This window comes from Mesorhizobium shonense (assembly GCF_040545255.1).
Lineage (GTDB): Bacteria > Pseudomonadota > Alphaproteobacteria > Rhizobiales > Rhizobiaceae > Mesorhizobium > Mesorhizobium shonense.
The window spans coordinates 149,928-173,060 of the sequence record NZ_JBEPLM010000004.1 but is presented as its reverse complement, the minus strand read 5'-3'; the positions used below and the strand labels follow the sequence as shown (position 1 = coordinate 173,060).

Annotated in this window: 19 protein-coding genes and 1 pseudogene; 8 read left to right on the top strand and 12 right to left on the bottom strand. The window is 65.0% G+C overall.

The window, feature by feature from the left end; translation table 11 throughout:
* Positions 1–118 precede the first annotated feature (118 nt).
* Entirely contained in the window at positions 119–1,450 is a 1,332-nt protein-coding gene (locus ABID26_RS13130) for an MATE family efflux transporter (RefSeq protein ID WP_354415761.1), read from the top strand.
* Positions 1,451–1,505: 55 nt separating this feature from the next.
* On the opposite strand, the gene ABID26_RS13125 is transcribed toward ABID26_RS13130, so the two are convergent.
* The 3 genes from ABID26_RS13125 to ABID26_RS13115 all read right to left on the bottom strand — a co-directional run bounded on the left by ABID26_RS13125 (position 1,506) and on the right by ABID26_RS13115 (position 3,987).
* On the bottom strand, positions 1,506–2,468 hold the full coding sequence (locus tag ABID26_RS13125) for a PLP-dependent cysteine synthase family protein (protein ID WP_354415758.1): 963 nt from the start codon (positions 2,466–2,468) through the stop codon (positions 1,506–1,508).
* Between the two features lie 95 nt (positions 2,469–2,563).
* On the bottom strand, positions 2,564–3,640 hold the full coding sequence (locus ABID26_RS13120) for a quinone-dependent dihydroorotate dehydrogenase (RefSeq protein ID WP_354415756.1): 1,077 nt from the start codon (positions 3,638–3,640) through the stop codon (positions 2,564–2,566).
* Entirely contained in the window at positions 3,637–3,987 is a 351-nt protein-coding gene (locus tag ABID26_RS13115; RefSeq protein WP_354415753.1) for a DUF952 domain-containing protein, read from the bottom strand. Before ABID26_RS13115 ends, ABID26_RS13120 begins: the two co-directional genes overlap by 4 nt.
* A gap of 170 nt (positions 3,988–4,157) precedes the next feature.
* On the opposite strand from ABID26_RS13115, the gene ABID26_RS13110 reads away from it, so the two are divergent.
* Together ABID26_RS13110 and ABID26_RS13105 are read left to right on the top strand one after the other, a co-directional pair.
* Positions 4,158–4,595, top strand: coding sequence for a hypothetical protein (locus ABID26_RS13110; protein WP_354415750.1), 438 nt, complete (start codon positions 4,158–4,160; stop codon positions 4,593–4,595).
* Positions 4,596–4,714: 119 nt separating this feature from the next.
* Positions 4,715–5,374 carry a response regulator transcription factor gene (locus ABID26_RS13105; RefSeq protein WP_126096246.1) on the top strand — a complete coding sequence of 220 codons (660 nt, stop codon included), beginning with the start codon at positions 4,715–4,717 and terminating at the stop codon, positions 5,372–5,374.
* 15 nt (positions 5,375–5,389) lie between these two features.
* On the opposite strand, the pseudogene ABID26_RS13100 reads toward ABID26_RS13105, so the two are convergent.
* Positions 5,390–6,651, bottom strand: a pseudogene (locus tag ABID26_RS13100) (MDR family MFS transporter).
* A gap of 154 nt (positions 6,652–6,805) precedes the next feature.
* Positions 6,806–7,462 carry an O-methyltransferase gene (locus tag ABID26_RS13095; RefSeq protein WP_354415747.1) on the bottom strand — a complete coding sequence of 219 codons (657 nt, stop codon included), beginning with the start codon at positions 7,460–7,462 and terminating at the stop codon, positions 6,806–6,808.
* 94 nt (positions 7,463–7,556) lie between these two features.
* On the opposite strand from ABID26_RS13095, the gene ABID26_RS13090 reads away from it, so the two are divergent.
* A complete protein-coding gene (locus ABID26_RS13090; RefSeq protein WP_354415744.1) occupies positions 7,557–8,246 on the top strand; it encodes a TetR family transcriptional regulator in 690 nt (229 codons plus the stop codon).
* Here the strand turns inward: ABID26_RS13090 and ABID26_RS13085 are convergent.
* A complete protein-coding gene (locus tag ABID26_RS13085) occupies positions 8,218–11,703 on the bottom strand; it encodes a PAS domain-containing hybrid sensor histidine kinase/response regulator (RefSeq protein ID WP_354415742.1) in 3,486 nt (1,161 codons plus the stop codon). The two genes, ABID26_RS13090 and ABID26_RS13085, sit on opposite strands and share 29 nt — an antisense overlap.
* Positions 11,704–12,029: 326 nt before the next feature.
* Between ABID26_RS13085 and mscL the strand changes: the two genes are divergently transcribed.
* Both mscL and ABID26_RS13075 read left to right on the top strand, forming a co-directional pair.
* A complete protein-coding gene (gene mscL / locus ABID26_RS13080) occupies positions 12,030–12,449 on the top strand; it encodes a large conductance mechanosensitive channel protein MscL (protein ID WP_126096241.1) in 420 nt (139 codons plus the stop codon).
* A 110-nt stretch (positions 12,450–12,559) separates the two neighbouring features.
* Entirely contained in the window at positions 12,560–13,726 is a 1,167-nt protein-coding gene (locus ABID26_RS13075) for a pyridoxal phosphate-dependent aminotransferase (RefSeq protein ID WP_354415739.1), read from the top strand.
* 11 nt (positions 13,727–13,737) lie between these two features.
* Here the strand turns inward: ABID26_RS13075 and hemA are convergent, their stop codons facing one another.
* Complete coding sequence (gene hemA / locus ABID26_RS13070; RefSeq protein WP_354415736.1) at positions 13,738–15,015, bottom strand: 5-aminolevulinate synthase; 1,278 nt, start codon at positions 15,013–15,015, stop codon at positions 13,738–13,740.
* 332 nt (positions 15,016–15,347) lie between these two features.
* Here hemA and galE point away from each other — a divergent pair, with 332 nt between their 5' ends.
* Both galE and ABID26_RS13060 read left to right on the top strand, forming a co-directional pair.
* Positions 15,348–16,343: a UDP-glucose 4-epimerase GalE gene (gene galE, locus ABID26_RS13065; RefSeq protein WP_354415733.1), complete on the top strand. Its 996-nt coding sequence runs from the start codon at positions 15,348–15,350 to the stop codon at positions 16,341–16,343.
* 111 nt (positions 16,344–16,454) lie between these two features.
* Positions 16,455–17,711, top strand: coding sequence for a D-amino acid dehydrogenase (locus tag ABID26_RS13060; RefSeq protein ID WP_354415732.1), 1,257 nt, complete (start codon positions 16,455–16,457; stop codon positions 17,709–17,711).
* A 219-nt stretch (positions 17,712–17,930) separates the two neighbouring features.
* Here the strand turns inward: ABID26_RS13060 and ABID26_RS13055 are convergent, their stop codons facing one another.
* The 5 genes from ABID26_RS13055 to ABID26_RS13035 are packed head-to-tail and all read right to left on the bottom strand — an operon-like array spanning position 17,931 to position 23,131.
* Positions 17,931–19,289, bottom strand: a complete 1,359-nt coding sequence (locus ABID26_RS13055; protein WP_354415729.1) for an FGGY-family carbohydrate kinase — start codon at positions 19,287–19,289, stop codon at positions 17,931–17,933.
* Complete coding sequence (gene rhaM / locus ABID26_RS13050; RefSeq protein WP_354415726.1) at positions 19,286–19,600, bottom strand: L-rhamnose mutarotase; 315 nt, start codon at positions 19,598–19,600, stop codon at positions 19,286–19,288. The genes ABID26_RS13055 and rhaM overlap by 4 nt, the downstream gene beginning before the upstream one ends.
* Positions 19,600–20,601, bottom strand: coding sequence for an ABC transporter permease (locus tag ABID26_RS13045; RefSeq protein ID WP_126096236.1), 1,002 nt, complete (start codon positions 20,599–20,601; stop codon positions 19,600–19,602). The genes rhaM and ABID26_RS13045 overlap by 1 nt, the downstream gene beginning before the upstream one ends.
* Positions 20,598–21,575: an ABC transporter permease gene (locus tag ABID26_RS13040; RefSeq protein WP_354415723.1), complete on the bottom strand. Its 978-nt coding sequence runs from the start codon at positions 21,573–21,575 to the stop codon at positions 20,598–20,600. The genes ABID26_RS13045 and ABID26_RS13040 overlap by 4 nt, the downstream gene beginning before the upstream one ends.
* Positions 21,572–23,131 (bottom strand): sugar ABC transporter ATP-binding protein, encoded by a 1,560-nt coding sequence (locus ABID26_RS13035; protein WP_354415720.1) that lies wholly within the window; start codon positions 23,129–23,131, stop codon positions 21,572–21,574. Before ABID26_RS13035 ends, ABID26_RS13040 begins: the two co-directional genes overlap by 4 nt.
* Between the last annotated feature and the right edge of the window lie 2 nt (positions 23,132–23,133).

Here is a 23,133-nt window from a genome sequence, read left to right as displayed (position 1 = left end):
CGCCAGTCTTTCTGCGCCAGTCTGGGAATTCGGTTGGCCGCCACCGGATGGCGATTGCGCGGCAGCGGCAAACTGGGGCACATCGGCGGTTCGATCAAGCAGCAAGGCAGCAGTCCCTTTGGATGCGACCCGGGCCAACGCCAGATCCTTCATCGTCACCAATCGCTCGGTGCTGGCGATCGCGGTGCCGATGACGCTCGCCTATCTGACGACGCCGCTGCTCGGCATCGTCGACACGGCGGTGGTCGGCCAGTTCGGCGACGCCGCCCTGCTCGGCGGCCTGGCCGCCGGCGCGCTGGTGTTCGACGTCGTCTTCACCACCTTCAACTTCCTGCGTTCCGGCACCACCGGCCTCGTCGCCCAGGCCTTCGGGCGCGGCGATCCGCTGGAGGAACAGGCCGTTCTGTGGCGCGCCGTGCTGATCGCGGTGGTCGCCGGCGTGGTGCTTGCAGCACTTGCGCCGCTCTTTGCCGTGGCCGGCCAGTGGTTCATGGGCGCCGAGCCGCGCGTCAGCGCGGCGATGTCGGTCTATATCCGCATCAGGCTGCTTGCCGCGCCCTTCTCGCTCGTCAACTACGCCATATTGGGCTATGTGCTGGGGCGCGGCGAGGGCGGGCTCGGGCTGATGCTGCAGGCCGTGCTCAACGGCATCAACATCGCGCTCTGTTTCCTGCTCGGCCTCGAACTTGGCTGGGGCGTCGCCGGCGTCGCCTGGGCGACCGTCACCGGCGAATTCCTGGCGATGCTGCTCGGCCTTGCCATCGTGCTCAGCCGCTTCCGCAAGCTGCGGCGGCCGTCGCGCCGGCGTATCCTCGACTTGCCGGCCTACCGTCGCATGCTGTCGCTCAACCGCGACATCATGATCCGCTCCTTCTCGCTGCTTGCCGCCTTCGCGCTGTTCACCAGGCAGGGCGCGCAGTTCGGCACGGTGACGCTCGCCGCCAACGCCGTGCTGATGAACTTCTTCCTCATCGCCGGCTATTTCCTCGACGGCTTCGCCACCGCTGCCGAGCAACTGGCCGGCCGCGCCATCGGCGCGCAGGCGGCGACACCATTCCGCCAGGCCGTGCGGCTGACGCTGATCTGGGGTTTCGGCCTCGCCGGCGTTGCGACCCTGGTGCTGCTCACGGCGGGCGCCAATCTGGTGGCGTTGGTGACGACCTCGGCGGATGTGCGCCAGGCCGCCGACACCTATCTGCCCTGGGCCGCCTTCACGGCGCTGAGCGGCGTGCTCGCCTTCCAGATGGACGGCGTCTTCATCGGCGCCACCTGGTCGCGCGACATGCGCAACATGATGCTCTTGTCTTTCCTGGCCTTTTCCGCCGCGCTCATCACGCTGGCGCCGGCCTTCGGCAACAACGGTCTTTGGGCATCACTGCATGTGTTTCTGCTGGTGCGGGGGTTGAGCCTGCTGGCGGTGCTGCGGCTCAGGGTGCGGACCGCATTTTAGGCGGCTTAGTTTCCGCAAAAGCCTGTTAGACTAGGGCCGCGCTGCCAGCCGTCCCTCAACCCCAAAGGTCGGTCGAGAGGTATTTCAGGCCGGAATCACAAATCACGACGGCAATGGTTTTCCCTGCTTCCTCGCCCGAAAGGAGATGCAGTGCGGCGGCCACGTTCGCGCCGGACGAGAAGCCTGCGAAAATACCCTCGCTCCGCGCAAGCAGTCGGGTGGTTTGTCGTGCCTCGTCACCCGAAACCTGAAGGTATCCATCGACCGGAACGCTCTTCAGGAAAGCAAGATCGAGTATCGCGTATCCGCCGCCCTGAATCGGATGTTCGGCTTGCGTGATTGTCTCGCCAGCCGCGGCGGCGGCGCCTTGGGGCTCGACGACAAAACACTTGATCCGCGGATTGCGCTCCTTGAGCGCCTTCGTAATACCCGCGTAAGTCCCGCCTGAGCCGATGAAATCTACAAACGCGTCCACGGCTCCGCCCGCCGCGTCCCATATTTCCGGGCCTGTCTTGCGGTAATGCGCAAGCCAGTTTCCTTCTCGATTGAATTGATCCGCACGGAATGCGCCGCGCTCTTCGGTCACGGCGTTTGCCCTCTGGTCCACAAGCGCCAGATCACCGCCAGACACTTGCCCCGGCACCGACTCAGGCAACTGGTCCACAAGGATCACTTCTGCGCCCAGCGCGCGCATCATCCGCGCGCGCTCCTCCGAGTTGCCTTTCGACATCACCGCGACGAATGGGTAGCCCTTGACCGCGCAAATGATCGCAAGGCCCGTGCCCATGTTCCCGGAAGTAAGCTCGACCACCGTTTGTCCCGGCTTGATCGCCCTTGTGCGCTCCGCTTCCTCGATTATGCCGAGCGCCGCACGATCCTTCTTGGAAAAGCCCGGATTCAGGTACTCCAGCTTGGCTAAGATCGCGCCCTTGACGCCGGCCTGTTCCGTCAGCCTGTCGAGCCGGACAAGCGGTGTTCCTCCGATTGCATCGACGACGGAATTCAAAACATCGGTCATGGTCTTCCCTTGTCGATCCGATTCGCGGTGCCTTGCCGAACCCACATCCTCATACAGCTAGCTGAAAAGAGACGCGATCTGGAACGTTGTCCGTCTCAGATCGGCCTTGACGCCCAGCTATCAAGGCCGGCGTCGCGCAGCTCGCGGATTGAGCTCAGCCGCTCCCGATCCGCAAACCGCGCCATGCCGGCAACGATGCGCCCAGGCAGCGCCGGTCCGGCATAGATCATGCCGGTGTAGAGCTGGACGAGATCGGCGCCGGCGCGGATTTTCTCCAGCGCAGTTTCCGCTGAGTCGACGCCGCCGACACCGATGATCGCCATTTCCGGGCCTACCAGCTTGCGCATTTTCGCCAGCACCGCGGTCGAGCGCTCGAACAGCGGCTTGCCCGACAGTCCGCCGGTTTCGCCTGCCAGGCTTGCGCTGCGCAACCCGGCCCGCGACAGCGTCGTGTTGGAAACGATGATGCCGTCGATCTTTTTCTCGATGACCTCGGCGGCGATGTCTTCCAGCTCGGCCTCGACGAGGTCCGGCGCGATCTTGAGGAAGACGGGCGGCTGCGCCGGCGCTTTCGCGCGCGCGGCCATGACGCGCGACAACAGCTCGCCGAGCTGCTCGCGCGCCTGCATGTTGCGCAGGCCCGGCGTGTTGGGCGATGAGATGTTGACGGTGAGATAGCTGGCGTGAGGCGCGAAGCGGGTCACGCCGCGCTCATAGTCGCTGATGCGGTCGGCGCTGTCCTTGTTGGCGCCGATGTTGACGCCGACTATGCCTGAGCGCCCCTTGCGCGCCGCAAGGCGCTTTTCGGCGGCTGCGTGCCCTTCATTGTTGAAGCCGAGCCGATTGATCACGGCTTCGTCCGCGGTCAGCCGGAATATGCGCGGCTTCGGGTTGCCCGGCTGCGGCAGCGGCGTGATCGTGCCGACCTCGGCGAAGCCGAAGCCGAGCTTGAGCAGCGCATCCGGCACCTCGGCATTTTTGTCGTAGCCGGCCGCCATGCCGAGCGGGTTCGGGAAATCGAGGCCGCAGACGCTGACCTTCAGCCGAGCGTCCCGCGGTGGACGCGAGGCGACCGGCAGGCCGCAGCGCAGCGCCGCGATCGACATCCCATGCGCGGTTTCCGGATCGAATGAGAAAAGCAGTCTTTGGCCGATCCGGTCGAGCATGCTCATTCGCCCTCCAGCTCAGGGAATTGATGCCGGCCATCGCCGCCGAGCGGCAGCGGCCTTGCCCAGAGGACTGCATCGAGGTCGAGCGGGGCGTAGAGATGCGGGAATAGCGCGCCGCCGCGCGACACCTCGTATTTCAGCGCATCGCCCAGCTTTGCTTGGTCGATCGCGATCAGAAGCAGATCCGTCTGCCCGGCGAAATGCCTGGCTGCCGTCTCGCGCACTTGGCTCCCGGTCGAGAAATGGATGAAGCCGTCGGCAATGTCGATCGGCGCTCCGGTGAAGGCGCCATTCTTCTCGGCCTCGCGCCACATGGCTTCAGGCGCGATCTTGTAGATAATCTGAGACATTGTCGCGCTATAGTCCGAACGAACCATGGGGAAAAGGGGGCAAGCAGGTTCCGGAAAAGTGTGACGCGGTTTTCCGGTAGGAACCTGCTGCAGGACCAAACCGCACTCTTCCCCATTTCAGGCGCAAACCTGTGATATTCTTGGCTCAACGGCTCATGGAGGACAACAATATGCGTCTGCAGCATATCCTGATCCCGGCGGCGCTTTGCTCGCTGGTCGCCGCATCGGCCTATTCCGAGGAGACCGACCGCTACCGGCTCGAAAAGTCCGCCAACGGCTATGTCCGCATGGACACCCAGACAGGCGCCATGTCGATCTGCGAGGAGCATTCCGGCCAGCTCGTCTGCAAGATGGCGGCCGACGAGCGTGCCGCCTTCCAGGACGAGATCGACCGGCTGCAAAACTCGGTCAAGGCGCTGGACGAGCGCGTCACCAGGCTCGAGAACACGCCCTCCGCCCGCCTCGAATCCAACCTGCCCAGCGAGGAGGATTTCAACAAGACGATGAATTACATGGAGCGCTTCTTCCGCCGCTTCATGGACATCGTGAAGGACATGGACAGGGAAAACGGCGACGGCGGCGCCAAGCCCGACCCGCAAAAGACCTGAACCGCTCCGGGAAAAACCCGCGCGCGGCCTTTGCCGCTTGAAAAGCCGCCGCGCCGCCGCATAATCATTCCGATCCCGCAAGAAGCACATAATCAGCGATGGGATCCGGGGAGGAATATTTGCCGTCGGGTCACACCTTCGTCATTGCCGACGACCATCCGCTGTTTCGGGGCGCGCTGAAGGAGGCGCTTTCCGGCATCGGCGACGTCGCCGCCATCCACGAGGCCGGCGATTTCGAAAGTGCCAAGGCGCTGGTCCTTGCCAATGAGGACATCGACATGGTGCTGCTCGACCTCTCGATGCCGGGTGCCAGCGGCCTGTCCGGCCTGATCTCGTTGCGTGGCATCCATTCCTCGGTGCCGCTGGTGGTGGTGTCGGCGCACGATGATCCAGTCACCATCCGCCGTGCGCTCGATCTCGGCGCTTCCGGTTTCATCTCCAAGTCGGCAAGCATGGAGGAGATACGCAGCGCCGTGCAGGCCGTGCTTGCCGGCGATATCGCGGCACCAGCCGGCATCGAGCTCGGCGTCGAGCGCGACCCGGAAATCTCGGACCTGATCAAGCGGCTGCAGGCGCTGACGCCGCAGCAGACGCGGGTACTCGGCATGCTGGCCGAAGGCCTGCTCAACAAGCAGATCGCCTATGAGCTCGGTGTCTCCGAGGCCACCATCAAGGCGCATGTCTCGGCCATCCTGCAGAAGCTCGGCGTCGACAGCCGCACCCAGGCGGTCATCCAGCTTTCCAAGATCGGCGGCGATCCGCTGCAGCCGGTCGCCTGACCGCTCCTTTCGGCATCAGAACTGTTCCTCCGTTGCCGGGCTTGTCGACCAGGTCGCGGATCTCTCCGGCCTGATGTCTTCCGCATCGACCCCTGTCGTTGAAGCGTGCCGCGCTCTTCCGATCGCGACACCCAATCCGAGCGACGCGATCGCCACCAGCGGAATGCCGGCTACCCAGGGCAGGCGGGGCGCAAGCGCATAGAGCGCGGTGCCGATCGAAGGTCCGAGCGAGTCCTTGAGATCGACGGCCACCGACGAAGCAGCCATGTAGGAGGCGCGCCGCGCCGGCGGTGCAAACGCGTTGACGGCGGTCGGCACGAGCGGCCCGACCAGCATCTGCGCCACCGAGCAGAGGCTAACCGCGGCAATCAGCGACAGCATCGCCGGCGAGGCCATGAGCAGGACAAAGGCGGCGATGGTCGAGAGCCCGGCGCCGGCAGTCAACCAGAGCGCGGATCGCGTCTCGGCGAAGCGGCTCACCAGCATCTGAAAGCCGACCGTCAGCGCGGCCGCATAGGCAAACAGCGTGCCGATGCCGGATGGGGAAAGTGTGCCGGCGTCCCGCGCATAGAGCGGAATCACGGCCTCGATCCAGTTGCCGGAAATCTCGAACAGCACGACCCAGAGGAGCAGCTTCGCCAGGCGGCCGTCGCGGAAGGCCGGCAGCAGCGCCGACAGGCCCTCCTCTTCTTCCTCATCGCCCCGGTCGCCGGCTGCGGAGCGTCCGCTGCCGATCGTCTCGCCAAGCGCCACCAGCATCACGACACCGCCAAGGATAAGCATGCCACCGGCGGCGAGGAACACGGCGTCGAGCGATATCAGCACAAGCAGGGCGCCGCAGGCCGGACCGAGGATCTGGCCCGCGCTTGAGCTCACTCGGGCCATGCTGACCAGCGCGGATGCGCCGACGGCGCCGTCACATCGGCGATCGCGGTGAGGATGGTCGGATGGAGCACCGACTCGCACATGCCGGTCAAGATGAGCACGATCGCGGTGGCTGCAACGCCGTGGACGAAGAACAAGGCGATGAAGCCGCACCCGACGCCGAACGACGAGAAAATCAGCACCGGCCGCCGGCCGACCCGGTCGGCAATGCCGCCGATCAGCGGCGCCGCGATCAGCTCGCCGCCGGCATAGCAGCCGAACAGCAGGCCGACCGCGCCGACGGGAATGCCCGCTTCGCCGCTCGCCCAGAGCGGAAAGAACGGCACCAGCGCGCCGTCGGCGAAGCCGGCGCAGAAGAACAGGAAAAGGCCGAGCAGTGCCGGGCGCGGCATGGCACGCCAGAAGGAGGAAATTGCGGTCATGATGTCACCTGCGCGTCAAATGCCCGAGGATCGGGGATGGCGCGTTGGCTAACGTGAACGCCTACGGCCGCTCGAAGAACAGCGCGAGTCATGGATCTGTTTGTTCCGCTCCTGGCGGGCTTGCTCAGCCGAGCCGCATCGACAGTTCCACGTCGTCGCCGAACGGCGTCGACATGTAGCCGCCTGCCGGCGAGCGCACCCGCTTCAGATATTCCGGAGAGAAGTCGGCATTGTCGGCGATGACCAGCGCGCCGGGCCTGAGCCGGCTCTCGACCAGGCTGAGGATTTCCGGATAGAGCGCCTTGGCGCCGTCGAGCAGCAGAAGGTCTATTCGGTCGGGCAGGTCTTTGCTCAGCGTCTCCAGCGCGTCGCCTTCGCGGATCTCGACCAGGTCGAGAAGGCCGCCTTCTGTCAGATTGGCCTTGGCGCGCACCACCTTGGATGGCTCGAACTCCGTAGAGATCAGGCGGCCGCCGCCATTGTCCCTCAGCGCCGCGGCAAGGTAGAGCGTCGAGATGCCGAACGAGGTGCCGAACTCGACGATGATGCGCGCGCCGGTGCTGCGCGCCAGCATGTAGAGCAGCGTGCCGGTCTCCGGCGAAACCGCGAGCCAGAGGTCCTTCAGGCTGCCGTAGAAATCGAGGTACTCGGTCTTGCTGCCGAGCAGGCGCGCCCGTTCCTCGCTCGAGTACCGGGCGATAGCCGGGCTGGTCGCCGCTGCGGCTTCCTTGAACAGGCGGGTGAGCAGGGGCGCGAGCGGGGTTTCGGTAAGGGTGGTCATGGCTGTCTCCAGTCGGGAACAAATGCGTTCTTGTGTCGTCTCGAAAAATACGAATAATCCTTCAGGTTTCCAATTCGCATTCCCGAGCGCCGCCATGATCCAACGCCCAAGCCCTTCAATTTCCACCCGAAAACAGCCCAAACAAGCCCGCGCAACAGAGCTCGTCGCGGCGATTCTGCAGGCAGCTGCTCAGGTTTTGGCAAGCGAAGGCGCGCAGCGTTTCACCACCACGCGCGTGGCCGAGAAGGCCGGCGTCAGCGTCGGCTCGCTCTACCAGTATTTCCCCAACAAGGCGGCGCTGCTGTTCCGGCTGCAGAGCGATGAATGGCGGCAGACGACCGACCTTTTGTGCGGCATCCTCGAGGACGTCGAGAAACCGCCGCTCGAACGGATACGCACCCTGGTCCACGCCTTCATCCGCTCCGAATGCGAGGAGGCCGCGGTGCGTGTCGCGCTGAACGACGCAGCACCCCTCTACAGGGACGCGCCCGAGGCACGGGAGGCAAAGGCTTCGGCGGAGCGCACGGCCGAGGCATTCATGCTCGAGGCGTTGCCAGAGGCCTCGCAAGCCGCTCGCGCTATGGCTGGCGAGCTCATCCTGACGACGCTCAGCACAGTGGGGCAGGATTTTTCGGCGAGTCCGCGCACGTCTGCCGAGATCGAAACCTATTCCGACGCGCTCGCCGACATGTTCTGCGCCTATCTCAGAAGCCTCGGGCATCAGGGCGGAGGCAGAGGGCGTGGCCGGCCTGGATCTATTCCGCCGCCGGTGCCAGCGCCCTGACGCGCGCCATCATCGAGCGCAGCACGGCCGGCTTCAGCGGCTTGTTGACCACCGGAATATCGAGCTTGCCTGCAGCGGTGCGCACCTCGCTGGAACGGTCGGCGGTGACCAACACACAAGGCAGGTCCTGGCCGAAAGCGGCGCGCAGCCTGTGAATCGCGTCGAGCCCGGTGCTGCCGTCGAGATGGTAGTCGGCAAGCACGACATCCGGCCTTGCCGCGCCGGGCCGCATAAGGTCTCCCGCTCCCGAAGCCGTTTCGACGCTGCAGCCCCAGCCTTCGAGCAGCAGCCGCATGCCGTCGAGGATGCGAGCGTCATTGTCGATGCAGAGCACATTGAGCCCGGCAAGCGAGGATGCCGCGCGCGCTGGCATTTTGCCGACCTCACGCGGCGGCGTCGCGACCGCCGCGACCGGCAGGATGACGGAAAAGCGCGTGCCCTTGGCCGGATTGGAGAAGATACGGATTTCGAGCCTGAGCACCCTTGCGATGCGGTCGACGATGGAAAGGCCGAGACCGAGGCCTTCGGCCTCGCGCGCGCCTTCGTCCAGCCGGGTGAATTCGTGGAAGACGGTGTTGAGCTTGTCGCCTGCAATACCGATGCCGGTATCGATCACCTGGATCTCCGCCAGCTCGCCGCGCCTTCTGACGCCGACCAGGATGCGGCCCTCGCGCGTGTATTTGATGGCGTTGGAGACGAGGTTCTGGACCAGCCGCCGCAGAAGGTTACGGTCCGTCATGACCCCGAGCGACGACGGCATGATTTTCAGACCGAGCCTCTTTTCGGCGGCAAGCGGGCGAAAATCGTTGCCGATCTGGCTGAGCAGTCCGCCGAGGCTGAAGGCGGTGTCGTCGGGCTTCAACGCTCCGGCGTCGAGCCGCGAGATGTCGAGCACCGCGCCGAGGATGGTCTCGACCGATTCCAGCGAGGACTCGATGTTGACCGCGGCCTTGCCGGCTGGCCCCTTGCCGGCCTTCTCGATCAGCGAGGAGCAGTAGAGCCTGGCGGCGTTCAGCGGCTGCAGGATGTCGTGGCCGGCGGCGGCGAGGAAGCGCGTCTTGCTGAGGTTGGCTTCCTCGGCCAGCATCTGCGCCTGCGCCAGCTCCTCGTTGACGCGGGTCAGTTCGATGGTGCGGGTCCTGACCCGCTGCTCCAGCGATTCGTTCGCCCGCTTCAGCGCCAGGTCCTGCTCGACGCGGCCGGAAATGTCGGCATAGGTGGCGACGATGCCGCCGTCCGGCATCGGGTTGGAGCGCAGCTCCAGGATCCGTCCGCTGGTCTTGAGCTCCATCTGCCAGGGGCTGACGAAGCTGGTCAGCCGATTGAGCATCGTCACCCGCTGGTCGGCGGGGATGTCGCCGCGCTCGGCGAGGTGGCGCAGAATCTGGTCGAGCGAGACGCCGACTTGGCCCATCTCGTCCGGCAGGTCGAACAGCGCCCGGTACTGTCGGTTCCAGCAGATCAGCCGGAAGTCGCGGTCGAAGACGGTAATGCCCTGCTCCATCTGGTCGAGCGCGATCTGCAACAGGTCGCGATTGTGCTGCAGCGCCTCGGTGGCGTCGTCGAGCAGCCGGAAGGCATCCTTGGAGTCGCGGTCGTTGCGGCGGAAGAGCAGCGATAGGATCAGCCGCGCCGAGGACGAGCCGACGGCGCTCGCCAGCAGTTGTTCCGAGAAGCGGATGACGTCCATGCTGGCCTGTTCCTTGCCATGCAGGGAGACGCTCGCGTTCTTCTCGAAGGATTGGAAGGAACGCTCGGTGCGCTCGACGCCGAGATAGCGGGAGATCGTGTCCTTGAGATCATTGACGGTGACGGCGGTGCGGAAGCGGCGCAGGCTCGGCATCGGGCTGGCTTCGCGCGGCACGAAGATCGCCGCCTGGATGCGCTCCAATGGCACGGACGCGCGGGACAGCGATCCCAGCACGAAGAACAGCGCGTTGATCGACAGGCTCCACAGCACGCCGTGGTTCAGCGGCTCGCCGACGGTGCCGAACAGTGCCTGGGGTCTGAGCGCCTCGAAGCCGAACAGGCCGTGGACGACGATATCGGTCTCTGGAGCCACGAGCGAGGGGAGCAGCAGCGTATAGCCCCACACCAGAATGCCGGCGACCATGCCGAGCGCCGCACCCCGGCCATTGGCGCCGCGCCAGATCAGCCCGCCGATCAGCGCCGGCGCGAATTGCGCGATCGCGGCAAACGACATCAACCCGATCGAGGACAGTCGCGCGCTGTTGGTGCTCTCGCGATAGTAGAGGAAGGCGATGAACAGCATGATGAAGATCGAGGCGCGGCGCACGTTGAGGATCAGCGTCGACCAGTCCTCATTGTCCGAAGAGGGGGTCTTGAGCAGGCGGCGCACGAACAGCGGGATGACCAGATCGTTGGAGATCATGATCGACAGCGCGACGCTTTCGACGATGACCATGGCGGTCGCCGCCGACAGGCCGCCGATGAAGGCGGCCATGGCGAGCACATCGTGGCCGCTGAACAGCGGCAGCGACAGCACGTAGAGGTCGCTGCTGGTCCTGGTGCCGACCAGCAACAGGCCAGCAAAGGCGATCGGCAGGACGAACAGGTTGATCGCCACGAGATAGAGCGGAAACACCCAGGTCGCGGTGCGCAGCTCGGCCTCGCTGCGGTTCTCGACGATGGTGACGTAGAACTGGCGCGGCAGCATCAGGATGGCAAAGCCGCTCAAGCTCGTCAGCACCAGCCAGGTGGCCAAGGAGGTGTTGTAGCCCATGGCCTGGCGCACCTCGGCATTTGCCGCGAGCGTCGCGAACATGTCGCCGGGGCCGCCGAAGATCAGGAAGGTCACCATCAGCCCGATGGCGAGGAAAGCGGCAAGCTTGACCACGGTTTCCACCGCCACCGCCAGCACCAGCCCGTCCTGGTGCTCGGTGGCGTCGGCGTGGCGGGTGCCGAACAGCACTGCAAACAGCGCAAGCAGCATCGCGACCACCAGTGAAATGTCGCTGACGAACGGATCGAACGAAGGCGGCGATCCGGTATAGTGCTCGATCATCAAGCTGACCGAGCCCGAAATCGCCTTCAGCTGCAGCGCGATATAGGGCACCGCGCCGATCGTCGCGATCAGTGTGGCGATCGCCGCGACCACGAAACTCTTGCCGTAGCGGGCGCCGAGAAAGTCGGCGATCGAGGTGATCTTTTCGCTCTTGGCCAGTCGCACGATGCGGTTGAGCAGCGGGAAGCCGAACACGAAGACCAGCACCGGGCCGGTATAGATGCCGAGGAATTCAAGACTGCGCTCGGAGGAAAGGCCTACCGAGCCGAAGAAGGTCCAGGACGTGCAGTAGATGGCGAGGCTGAGCGCGTAGATGAAAGGCCGCGCCCGGCCGGGCCCGGCGGCCGCCGAGCGCCGGTCGCCGACGCTGGCGATGGCGAAAAGCAGCGTGACGTAGGCGATCGCGATGATGACGACGAACCAGCCTTGCACGGCTCGCACTTCCTCCCTGACCGGTCTCCCATCCGGTCCGCCCCCAGCAATTCCAGGAAAGGTTTCCGTTCGGAATTGCGTAGGAAACAAATACTTAGAGGGCTCGGCGTTTCCATTAAACGCTAAGCCGCTCTAGACGCAACCACAGCTTGGGGCCCAAGTCCATCGCGGCTTTCGGCGCATGTGCCTGACGGCGCAGCGTAAGCACAAACCGGTGGCTTCGCCCTTTTTCCGGTTTTGCAACCGGGGGTTTTTGTTATGGTGGATTTGGGCCGGCGCCGGCGAGCCGGGGCGGCGGCACGGCCTGTCATGGCAAGGAGGGTCGAATGCTGAAAGAATTCCAGGAATTCATCTCCAGGGGAAACGTGATGGACTTGGCCGTCGGCGTCATCATCGGCGCGGCCTTCGGCAAGATCGTCGATTCGCTGGTCAACGACATCATTATGCCGATCGTCGGGGCGATCTTCGGCGGGCTGGACTTCAACAATTATTTCTTCGGGCTGTCCTCGAACGTCCATTCGGCCGCGTTGGCTGACGCCAAGAAAGAGGGCGCCGTTTTCGCCTATGGCAGCTTCATCACCGTGGTGCTGAACTTCCTGATCCTTGCCTTCATCATCTTCCTGATGGTCAAGGCCGTGAACAATCTGCGCAAGCGGCTGGAGCGCGAGAAGCCCGCTGCCGCTGCCGCGCCGCCGGCGGATGTCCAGCTTCTGACCGAAATCCGCGACCTGCTCGCCAAGAAGTAATCTCAAGCCGGACGCGCTGGACCAAAACCCCGGCCGCTCACGGCCGGGGTTTCTGTTTGCGGCTGTCGTAAAAGACGTTAGCAGTCATGGAAAACCGGACGGATTCCTGCATGACCCTGATCCAGACCTTGCGTGCGGAAGCCCGCGCCGCACCCGAAAGCGGCATTGTCGCCGTCGTCAACCACGGCCGTTTGCGCGACGGCCTGATCCCGCTCTGGGCCGGCGAGGGCGACCTGCCGACGCCTTCCTTCATCAGCGATGCCGCCGCCCGCGGGCTCGCCAACGGCGAGACCTTCTACACCTGGCAGAAGGGTATTCCCGAGCTCAGGCAGGCGCTCGCACGCTATTACGCCAGGCATTTCGGCAAGCGCCTCGCCGAGGAAGAGTTCATCGTCACCGCTTCCGGCATGCATGCCATCCAACTGGCCATCGACGCGATCGCAGGCAGCGGCGACGAGGTGATCTATCTGTCGCCGGCCTGGCCGAATTTCGCTGCCGCCGCCGGTGTTGCCGGCGCCGTCCCGGTTGCGGTCACGCTCGACCAGTCCGGCAATGGCTGGTCCTGCGACGTCGACAAGATCGCCTCCGCCATCACGCCGCGGACAAAGGCGCTGTTCGTCAACACGCCGTCGAACCCGACCGGCTGGACCGCCGACAAGGAGACTCTTCAAGCGATCCTCGATCTGGCCCGTGCCCGCAATCTCTGGATCATCGCCGACGAGATCTATTCGCTGTTCCACTACGGCCATGGCCGCGCGCCGTCCTTCCTCGACGTCGCCACGGCCGAAGACCGCATCCTGTTCGTCAACAGCTTCTCCAAGAACTGGGCGATGACCGGCTGGCGCGTCGGCTGGATCAAGACCCATCCGGCCCTGCAGCAGGTGTTCGAGAACCTGATCCAGTATTCGACCTCGGGCGTCGCGCAGTTCATGCAGCGCGGCGCGGTTGCCGCCCTCGACGAGGGCGATGGCTTCATCGACAGCCAAGTCGAGCGGGCACGCGCCGCGCGCGACCTCGTGTGCGATATCCTGGGTGCCACCGGCAAGGCGCGCTTCACCGTGCCGCAGGGCGCGCTCTACCTGTTCTTCACCGTCGACGGCATCACCGATTCCCGCACCGCCGCCTTCGACATCGTCGACGATGCCAATGTCGGCCTGGCGCCCGGCACCGCCTTCGGCCCCGGCGGCGAGGCCTTCCTCAGGCTATGCTTCCACCGCCGCCTCGATCAGCTCGAGGAAGGGGCGCATCGCCTGGCGAAATGGATGAAGACGGTGTGAGTCAGGCGGCTTCAGCCGCCCGACTTCGGCACCAGCAGCGGGATAATCCGGTCGCTCTTGGCGACGGCAGGCCGGCCGGAGGCGGCATAGGGGATGCCGAGCGCGTCCCAGGTCTCGACCAGCGCGTCCTGCAGTTCGGCGATCAGCGCGTCCGAATGGAACGGCGTCGGCGTGATGCGCAGCCGCTCGGTGCCGCGCGGCACCGTCGGATAGTTGATCGGCTGGATGTAGATGCCGTGGACGCCGAGCAGGCGGTCGCTGGCCATCTTGCAGAGCTCGGGATCGCCGACCAGCACCGGCACGATATGGGTGGCCGATTCCATCACCGGCAGCCCGGCCGCGGCCAGAACTTGCTTGGTGCGCGCCGCCTGGCGCTGCTGCGCGTCGCGCTCGGCCTGCGAGCGCTTCAGATGCCGGATCGAGGTGGTGGCGGCCGCCGCGATCGCCGGCGGCAGCGCGGTGGTGAAGATGAAGCCCGGCGCATAGGAGCGCACCGCGTCGATCACAGCGCTGGTGCCGGTGATATAGCCGCCGAGCGTGCCGAAGGCCTTGGCCAGCGTGCCTTCGATGATGTCGATGCGGTCGGCCAGGCCCTCGCGCTCGGTGATGCCGCCGCCGCGCGCACCATACATGCCCACAGCATGCACCTCGTCGATATAGGTCATGGCGTTGTAGCGCTCGGCGAACTCGACGATCTGCTTGATCGGGGCGATGTCGCCATCCATCGAATAGACGCTTTCGAAGACGATCAGCTTGGCGCGCTCGCGGCCCGCGGCCTGCAGCAAGCTTTCCAGATGCGCGACGTCGTTGTGGCGGAAGATCTTCTTCTCGGCCCCCGAGCGCCGCACGCCCTCGATCATCGAGGCGTGGTTCAATTCGTCCGAGATGATCAGGCAGTTGGGCAAAAGCCTGGCGATGGTCGAGATCGAGGCCTCGTTGGAGACGAAGCCGGAGGTGAAGACAAGGGCTGCTTCCTTGTCGTGCAGGTCGGCGAGCTCATGCTCGAGCTCGACCAGCGGATTGGAGGTGCCGGAGATGTTGCGGGTGCCGCCGGCACCCGAGCCCATCTTGCCGGCCGCGTTCTGGAAGGCGGCGATGACGTCGCCGTTCTGGCCCATGCCGAGATAGTCGTTGGAGCACCAGACGGTGATTTCCTGGGCGCGGCCGTTGGCGCGCCAGATGGCGCGCGGAAACTTGCCCACGATGCGCTCGAGGTCGGCGAAAACGCGGTAGCGTCGCTCGGCATGGAGCTGGTCGATCGCGTCTTCGAAGAACCGCTGGTAATTCATGTCGGCTTCCCAAATTTTGCGGCGGATCATAGTCACTGGCCCATGCCACGTCCACCGCGCCCCACCGGTCAAAATGCCACGCCCCGGGCCTGTTCCTAACGATGTCGGATCGTGGCCTATTCCCGACTGTTTGATGCAGTTTTGTTTCAGTACGATGCCTCAGACGGGAGGAACTGTTACGGACTTAACATTATAGGGAGGCGTATGCATATCGCCCAAAAGTGCACAGCGCCTCTGGGGGAACGACATGCGCTTAACGGGCTTGCGGCGGGGTTTCCAGCACGGTGGCTGTTGAGGCAGTTTCCGATAAATCTTGATCAGCGAGGTAGATGATGACGGTTTTGGTGACGGGCGGCGCCGGTTATATCGGCAGCCATATGGTCTGGGAGCTTCTCGACGCCGGCGAAGGCGTCGTCGTGCTCGACAGGCTTTCCACCGGCTTCGAGTGGGCGGTGGCGCCCGAGGCGAAGCTCGTCGTCGGCGACGTCGCCGATCGCGAGCTGGTCGGCCGGATCATCCGGGATAACAAGGTCGACGCCATCATCCACTTCGCCGGCTCGATCGTGGTGCCGGAATCGGTCGCCGATCCGCTTGGCTACTATGAGAACAACACCTGCAAGACGCGCACGCTGATCGAAACCGCGGTGCGCGAGGGCGTGCCGCATTTCATCTTCTCCTCCACCGCGGCGGTCTATGGCGGCGCCGGTCTGGAGCCGGTGCGCGAGGACGCGCGACTGGCGCCGGAATCGCCTTACGGCCTCTCCAAGCTGATGAGCGAATGGATGCTGCGCGATGCGGCGATGGCGCATGACATCCGCTACACGGCGCTGCGCTATTTCAACGTCGCCGGCGCCGATCCCAGGGGCCGCACCGGCCAGTCGACGCCCGGCGCCACGCATCTGATCAAGGTCGCCTGCGAGACCGCGCTCGGCAAGCGGCCGTTCATGCAGGTCTTCGGCAACGACTATCCGACGCCTGACGGCACCTGCATCCGCGATTATATCCATGTCAGCGATCTCGCGGCGGCGCACCGGCTGGCGCTGCAGCGGCTGCGCGACGGCGGCGAGAGCCTCGTCGCCAATTGCGGCTACAGCCACGGCTATTCGGTGCTGGAAGTGATCGACAGCGTGCGCCGCGCCTTCGGCCATGATTTCGACGTCCGCATGGGCGAGCGCCGCCCGGGCGACGCCGCCGCCGTGGTCGCCAATTCCGACCTTGCCCGCAAGGAATTCGGCTGGACGCCGCAGCGCGACGATCTCGATCAGATCGTCAAGGATGCGCTGGCCTGGGAGCGCATCCTGACCGGCAAGAACTCGGCGCGGAGCTGATACAGCAAGCTGTTGGGCCAAGGGCTCGTCCGGGGTGTTGATACGCGCTATTGAGGGTTCCGAAACGGCGCGTGGAGGCGTGCCGTTCGGTTCGATCCTCAAGGGGGCGGCATGAAGGTTGTGGTGCTCGGAGCCGGCGTGGTTGGCACGGCGGCGGCGTACTATCTGGCCAGCGACGGCCATGAGGTGACGGTGATCGAGCGTCATGAAGCGGCGGCGCGCGGCACCAGCCAGTCCAACGCCGGCCTTGTCTCGCCTGGCGACGCCACCGCCTGGGCCTCGCCGGCGGCGCTGAAGACTTTCCTGCGCGGACTCTGGAACCATGATCTCGGCATCAAGGTCCGACTTCGCCTCGATCCTTATTTCTATGCCTGGAGCCTGCGCTTCCTGCGCGAATGCACGGTGAAGCGGCTGCGCGCTAACACCAACGTCAAGCTCCGGCTCGCACTCTATTCGCGCGACTGCATCAATGCGCTGTCGGAAACGACCGGCATCCGTTACGACGAGCGCAAGAAAGGCATCCTCTACTTCTTCCGCTCGCAGAAAAGCCTCGACACCGGCACCGACAACTACCGCTATCTCGGCGAACACGGCCTGCCGATCGAGATCGTCGGCCGCGACCGTCTGGCCGAGTTGGAGCCGGGGCTCGCGGGCGTCAAGGACAAGATCGCCGGCGGCATCTACTCGCCGATCGACCAGACAGGCGATTCCAAGCAGTTCGTCGACAAGCTTGCCGCCTATACGGCCGACAAGCTCGGGGTCAAATTCCTGTTCGGCACCACCGTGCAAGGCCTCGATATCGAGGGCGATCACGTGCGCGCCGTGATGACCTCCGCCGGTCCGGTCACCGGCGACGCCGTCGTCATCTCCATGGGGCCGGAAAGCGGCCTGCTCGGCCGCCGCTACGGCATCGACCTGCCGGTCTATCCGGTGAAAGGCTACACCGTGACCGTCCCGTTGGAGGACGAGAGCAAGGGGCCGACCATGGGCGGGGCCGACGAGGACCGGCTGATCGGCTATTCCAGGCTGGGCAATCGGCTGCGGATGTCCTCCACGGCGGAATTCACCGGCTTCGACCGCAGTTTTAAGCCGCGCGATTTCAACTCGATCCTGAACACCGGCAAGGACCTGTTCCCGGGGGCTTTCGACGAGAAGAAGGCGCTGCTGTGGGCGGGCCTGAGGCCGATGATGCCGAACTCGGTGCCTATCTTCGGCCAGGCGAAATACCGCAACCTCTATCTCGACACCGGCCACGGCCATCTCGGCTGGACCATGGCTTGCGGCTCCGGCAAATTCCTGGCCGACCTCGTCGCCGGCCGCAAGCCGGAGATCGATCCCAAAGGATTGCTGTACGGGACGGCACGCTGAGGGGTCTTTAGTTGCCAATGTCGGCGCCGCCCCTCATCCGCCTGCCGGCACCTTCTCCCCGTACAACGGGGAGAAGGGAACTGGCCGCAACGCCGGCAACATTCTGCAACGCTGACAATTGGCGAAATCCTCGGCGACAGCGTTTTTCTCCCCGTCACTATACGGGGAGAAATGCCCGGCAGGGCAATGAGGGGCGGCGCCTACCTGTCAGGTAGTGGACTACGTCCTGACGGCTTGTTGCCAAGCTCGCGCATAGTCGATCCACATGCGCTCAGCCGGCGGTTCAGTCCGTTCCCCCTTGCTCATCACGGTAGCGCCGCGCGACGCCAGCAGTGCCGCGCCGATGCTCGTCCCTGTTAAGGTCTCCGACGCGATGACAGCCCGCCCGGTCACTGCCGCCAGCATGCGGATGAACAGCCGGTTCTGCGCGAAGGGCCCTTCGACGGTCGTCGGCCCGTCGCCGCCGATCAGCTCGAGACAGGTCGCGGTCATCAGCGCCAGATAGAACGAGATGGCGACGAAGCGCTGGCCGGGGCTCAACGCCTCAGCATTGCGCCATTGCGCGGCGCGATGCGGGAACGGTCCCGAACCCTGCTGGGTGGAAGGCAACAGCGAGGCTTTTTGCGCCAGCACGGCCGCGACATCGCCCTCGTTCCAATCCACTGGCTGACCATCGGTCAGCAGCGAGAACTCGCGCCCGCCCATGAAGCGCGCCGATGGCACGGGATCGCCGAGCGCGTTGACGTTGACCAGCGTGTCGCGCGCCGGGTCGAGCTCGACCTTCTTGCCGCCGACCGCCATCGACACCACCCATGTGCCGGTCGAAACGACTGAGAAGCGCGGTGCGTCGGACAACAGATGCGGCAGCAGCGAGGCGTTGGAATCGTGCAACCCGCAAAACACCGGCGTTTGCGGGTCGAGCCCGGTTTGCGCTGCGAGTGCGGGCAGGATCGGCCCGAGCCGGTCTTTCGCCGGCCGCACCGGCACCATCAGCCGGCGCCAGCCCATCCGGTCGACCAGCGATGAGTAATCGGCCCGCCAGGGATTCCAGAGATCGGTGTGGCAGCCGAGCGATGTCACCTCGTTGGCGGCGGCGCCCGTGAGCCGTAGCGCCCAATACTGCGGATACATAAGAATTGCCGTCGCTCCGGCGAATTCACCGGGAAAGCGCCGCTGCTGCCAGAAAAGCTGCGCGCCGATGTTGAGGCCGGCCGGCAGGCGCGGCGTGCCGGTCTCGGCAAAGGGCGGACGGACCGCTTCATAGTCAGCGGCAAGCTGGCCGGGGCCGTCGAATTCGTAATCGAGCACCGGCAGCGCCAGTTCGCCTGAGTGATCGACCAGCGCGCCCGTCGCGCCGTGGGTGGTGATCGAGATCGCGTCGATCCGCCGTTCGCGGTTGAGATCGGCGAGGCTGTCGAGGATGAAGGCCCACAGTCCCTCGACATCATGGTGCGGGTAAGGGCCATCCGTGGCGACGGCATTGGCCGTGCGGCGTAGCGCCACCTCGGCCATGCGATCGAGGTCGACCAGCGCCACCTTGGCGTTGGTCTTGCCGATGTCGATGACGGCGACAATCATGCCATATGGAACATTGTTTCCAGCGGCACCGCCACCGGCTCGTTGTCGGGCTTGGTCTCCATGAGGTCGGCCATATGCGCCCACCAGCGCTGCATCACCGGGTGTTTCGGCAGGTCGGCCATGCCGTGATCGTCACGCCGCCACAGCACCCCGAACAGGATGCTGCTCTCCTCGTCGAGATGGATCGAATAATCGGAAACGCCGGCCTGCTTCAACAGAGTAACCAGCTCAGGCCAGATCTCGTCATGGCGGCGCTTGTATTCGGCCTTCATGCCGGGGTTGAGCTTCATCTTGAAGGCGTATTTCTCCATCAGGCGAAGCGTCCTTCGCGCAGCCGCCGCCACACGATGGGCAGGGCGATCACGATGATCAGCAGCAAGCCGATGAAGATCGACATGACGATGCCCGGAACGTTGAGCAGGCCGAGGCCGAACGTCACCAGCCCCATGATGAAGGCGGCCAGCACGACGCCCAGAATGCTGCCGGCGCCGCCGAGGATCGACACACCCCCAAGCACCACCATGGTGATCGCCTCCAGCTCATAGCCTTGCGCGATCGACGGCCGCGTCGAGCCGAGCCGCGAGGTGATCAGCACCGAGGCGATGCCCGACATCAGTCCGGTCAGGCAGAACAGGATGAACTTGATGCGGCCGACGCGCACGCCGGAAAACTGGCAGGCGACCGGGTTGTTGCCGATGGCAAAGACCTTGCGGCCGAAGCTCGTGCGGTGGAGCACGAACCAGTAGACGAGCGCCGCGACCAGGAACAGCGCCAGCTCGAACGAGAAAACCCACCAGACATAGCCCTGGCCGAAGAAGGCGAAGCTCTCCGGATAGCCCTTATAGGCCTGGTCGCCGAGGATGATGAAGGCGATGCCGCGGAACAGGCTCATCGTGCCGATGGTGACGACGATGGAAGGCAGGCCGAGCCGTGTGACCAGCAACCCGTTGAAGGCGCCGCAGCCGAGCCCGACCACGATGCCGATCCCCACGAGCACCGGCGTGCCGGCGCCGGCCTGCACCGCCATGCCCATCATCGTCGAGGCGAGCGCCACGATCGCGGCGACCGAGAGGTCGATCTCGCCGGAGATGATCAGCAGCGCCATGGCGAGCGCGATCAGGCCCTTTTCGGTGAAGTTGAAGGTCAGGTCCGACAGCGACCACGGATCGAGGAAATAGGGCGAGGCGAAGCTGTTGACCGCGAAGATGATGACCGCGATGACGACGAGCAGCGCCTCCCAGGAGAAAACCGCCGAGGAGAGCGGCTTGTCGAGCCGGTCGGGGATATGGCGCGGGGCAGGGGTGTCGGTCATGCCGCTTCCGCCTTTCTGAGGATGATGCGGCCCTGCCGGCGCTCGCCGCGCGCGTTGAGCACCACGGCCAGGATGATGGCGCTGCCCGAGATCGCCATCTGCCAGAAGGGCGAGATGTTGATGACCGGCAGCGCGTTGGAGATGATGCCGAGGAACAGCGCGCCGAGCACCGCGCCGCCGACCGAGCCGATGCCGCCGGCGATCGAGATGCCGCCGATGACGCAGGCGGCGATGATGTTGAGCTCATAGCCGTTGGCGACCTCGACCGAGGCGATCACATAACGCGAGATCCAGAGATAGCCGGCGAGCCCGCCGATCATGCCGGAAATGCAGAAGACGATGAACTTGGTGCGGCCTACATCGATGCCGGCATAGACCGATGCGGTCGGGTTGACGCCGATGGCATGGATCGAGCGGCCGATCGCCGTGCGCGTCATCACCAGGAAGAACAGCGCGATCACTATCATAGCGATCCAGGACAGCACCGGCAGGCCGAGGAAGGCCGCACGCTGGAAATTGATGAAATCCGGGCTCATCTGGTCGGCATTGACCCAGGCGCCGCCGGAAACGACGAAGGTGGCACCCCGATAGATGGTGAGCGTTCCGAGCGTCACCACGATCGACGGGATGTTAAGCCGCCACACCAGGAAGCCATTGATCGCCCCGAGCACGAGCCCGACGAGCAGTGCGATGACGATAAGCACCGGGATCGGGATTGCCGGATGGGCGGCGTTGAGCATCGCGACGACCATGCCGGTGAAGCAGAGGTTGGACGCCATCGAGAGGTCGATCGATCGGGTCAGGATCACCACCATCTGTCCCAGCGCCAGGATCATCAGGATCGAGGTGTCGTTGAATACCTGGCGCAGATTGGCCGGATCGGCAAAGCCGGGAAACCGCGTCGAAATCAGCCCGATCAGCACGACGACGCCGGCGAGCAGCCAGATTTCGCGGTATTTGAGGAAGTTCTTCATGCCGCGATCCCCGCTGCGGTCCTGACCAGCGTCTCGGCGTCGAGTCCCTTATTGTCGTAGGTGGCCGCGATGCGGCCTTCGCGCATGACGACGACCCGGTCCGACATGCCGAGGATCTCCGGCAGTTCGGACGAGACCATGATCACCGACAAACCTTGCGCGACCAGCTCGGCCATGAAGCCGTGCACGGCCGCTTTGGAGCCGATGTCGATGCCCTTGGTCGGCTCGTCGAGGATGATCACCTTCGGCGTCGTCGCCAGCCACTTGGCGATGACCACCTTCTGCTGGTTGCCGCCGGAAAGCGTGCCGACATCCTGGCTGAGCGATGAGGCGCGCAGGTCGAGCCGCTCGGTGTAGGAGCGGGCGAGCGAGAATTCTTCCGCGAGCCTGAGCACGCCGGATTTGGAGGTGCGCGTAAGCGAAGGCAGCGAAACATTCTGGAAGATCGGCAGGCCGATCACCACACCCTGCTTGCCGCGCTCTTCCGGCACGTAGACGATGCCGGCCTCGATCGAATCCGCCGCCGATTTCGGCGCGATCGTGTTGCCGTCCAGGGAGATGTCGCCTCTGTTGGTGCGGGTGATGCCGGCGATGGCCTGCATTACCTCGCTGCGCCCGGCGCCGACCAGGCCGTAGAAACCGAGGATCTCGCCCTTGCGCAGCTCGAAGCCGATGTCGTCGAACTCGGTCGGATGAGACAGACCGGAGACCGACAGCACCGGTGCGCCGATCTTCGGCTCGCGATGCGGAAAGATGTGGTCAACGTTGCGGCCGACCATCATGCGCACGATCTCGTTCTGGCCGGTGTCTTTCAGCAGGCCTTCGCCCACCATCTCGCCGTCGCGGAAGACGGTGTAGCGGTCGGCGATGCGGTAGATCTCGTCGAACTTGTGGCTGATGAACAGCACCGCCTTGCCTTCGCTCTTCAGGAATTCGATCAGCAGGAAAAGCTCCTCGATCTCCTTCATCGACAGCGCCGCCGTCGGTTCGTCCATGATGACGATGCGCGCGTCGATCGACATCGCGCGGGCGACGGCTACAAGGTGCTTGTTGGCGATGCCGAGGTCCTTCAGCCGCGCGTCGGCGTCGATATGGCCGGCGCGCATCGTCTCCAACACCTCGCGCGCATTCTTGCGCATGGTGCGCCAGTCGATGGTGCCGAAGCGGGTGCGCGGCGCATGGCCGAGGAATATGTTTTCTGCGACGGAAAGATCGTCGAACAGCACCGTCTCCTGATGGATGGCGGTGATGCCATGACCGAAGGCGGCATGCGCGCTGGGCAGCGTCGTCACCTGGCCATCGATGCTGATTTCGCCGGTGTCGGGCTGGTAGATGCCGGTCATGATCTTGACCAGCGTCGACTTGCCGGCGCCGTTCTCGCCGATCAGCGCCGTCACCTGGCCCGGATAGAGCGACAGGCTGACATTGTGCAGCGCGCGCACGCCCGGAAAACTCTTGGAGATGCCGGAGAGCGTCAGGCGCGGGCTGGCGCTTGGGGCCGGGCCTGAAGGCTCGGGCTGTTGCGTCTCCGCTTTGCGCTGGGCTGTCGTGTCCATAT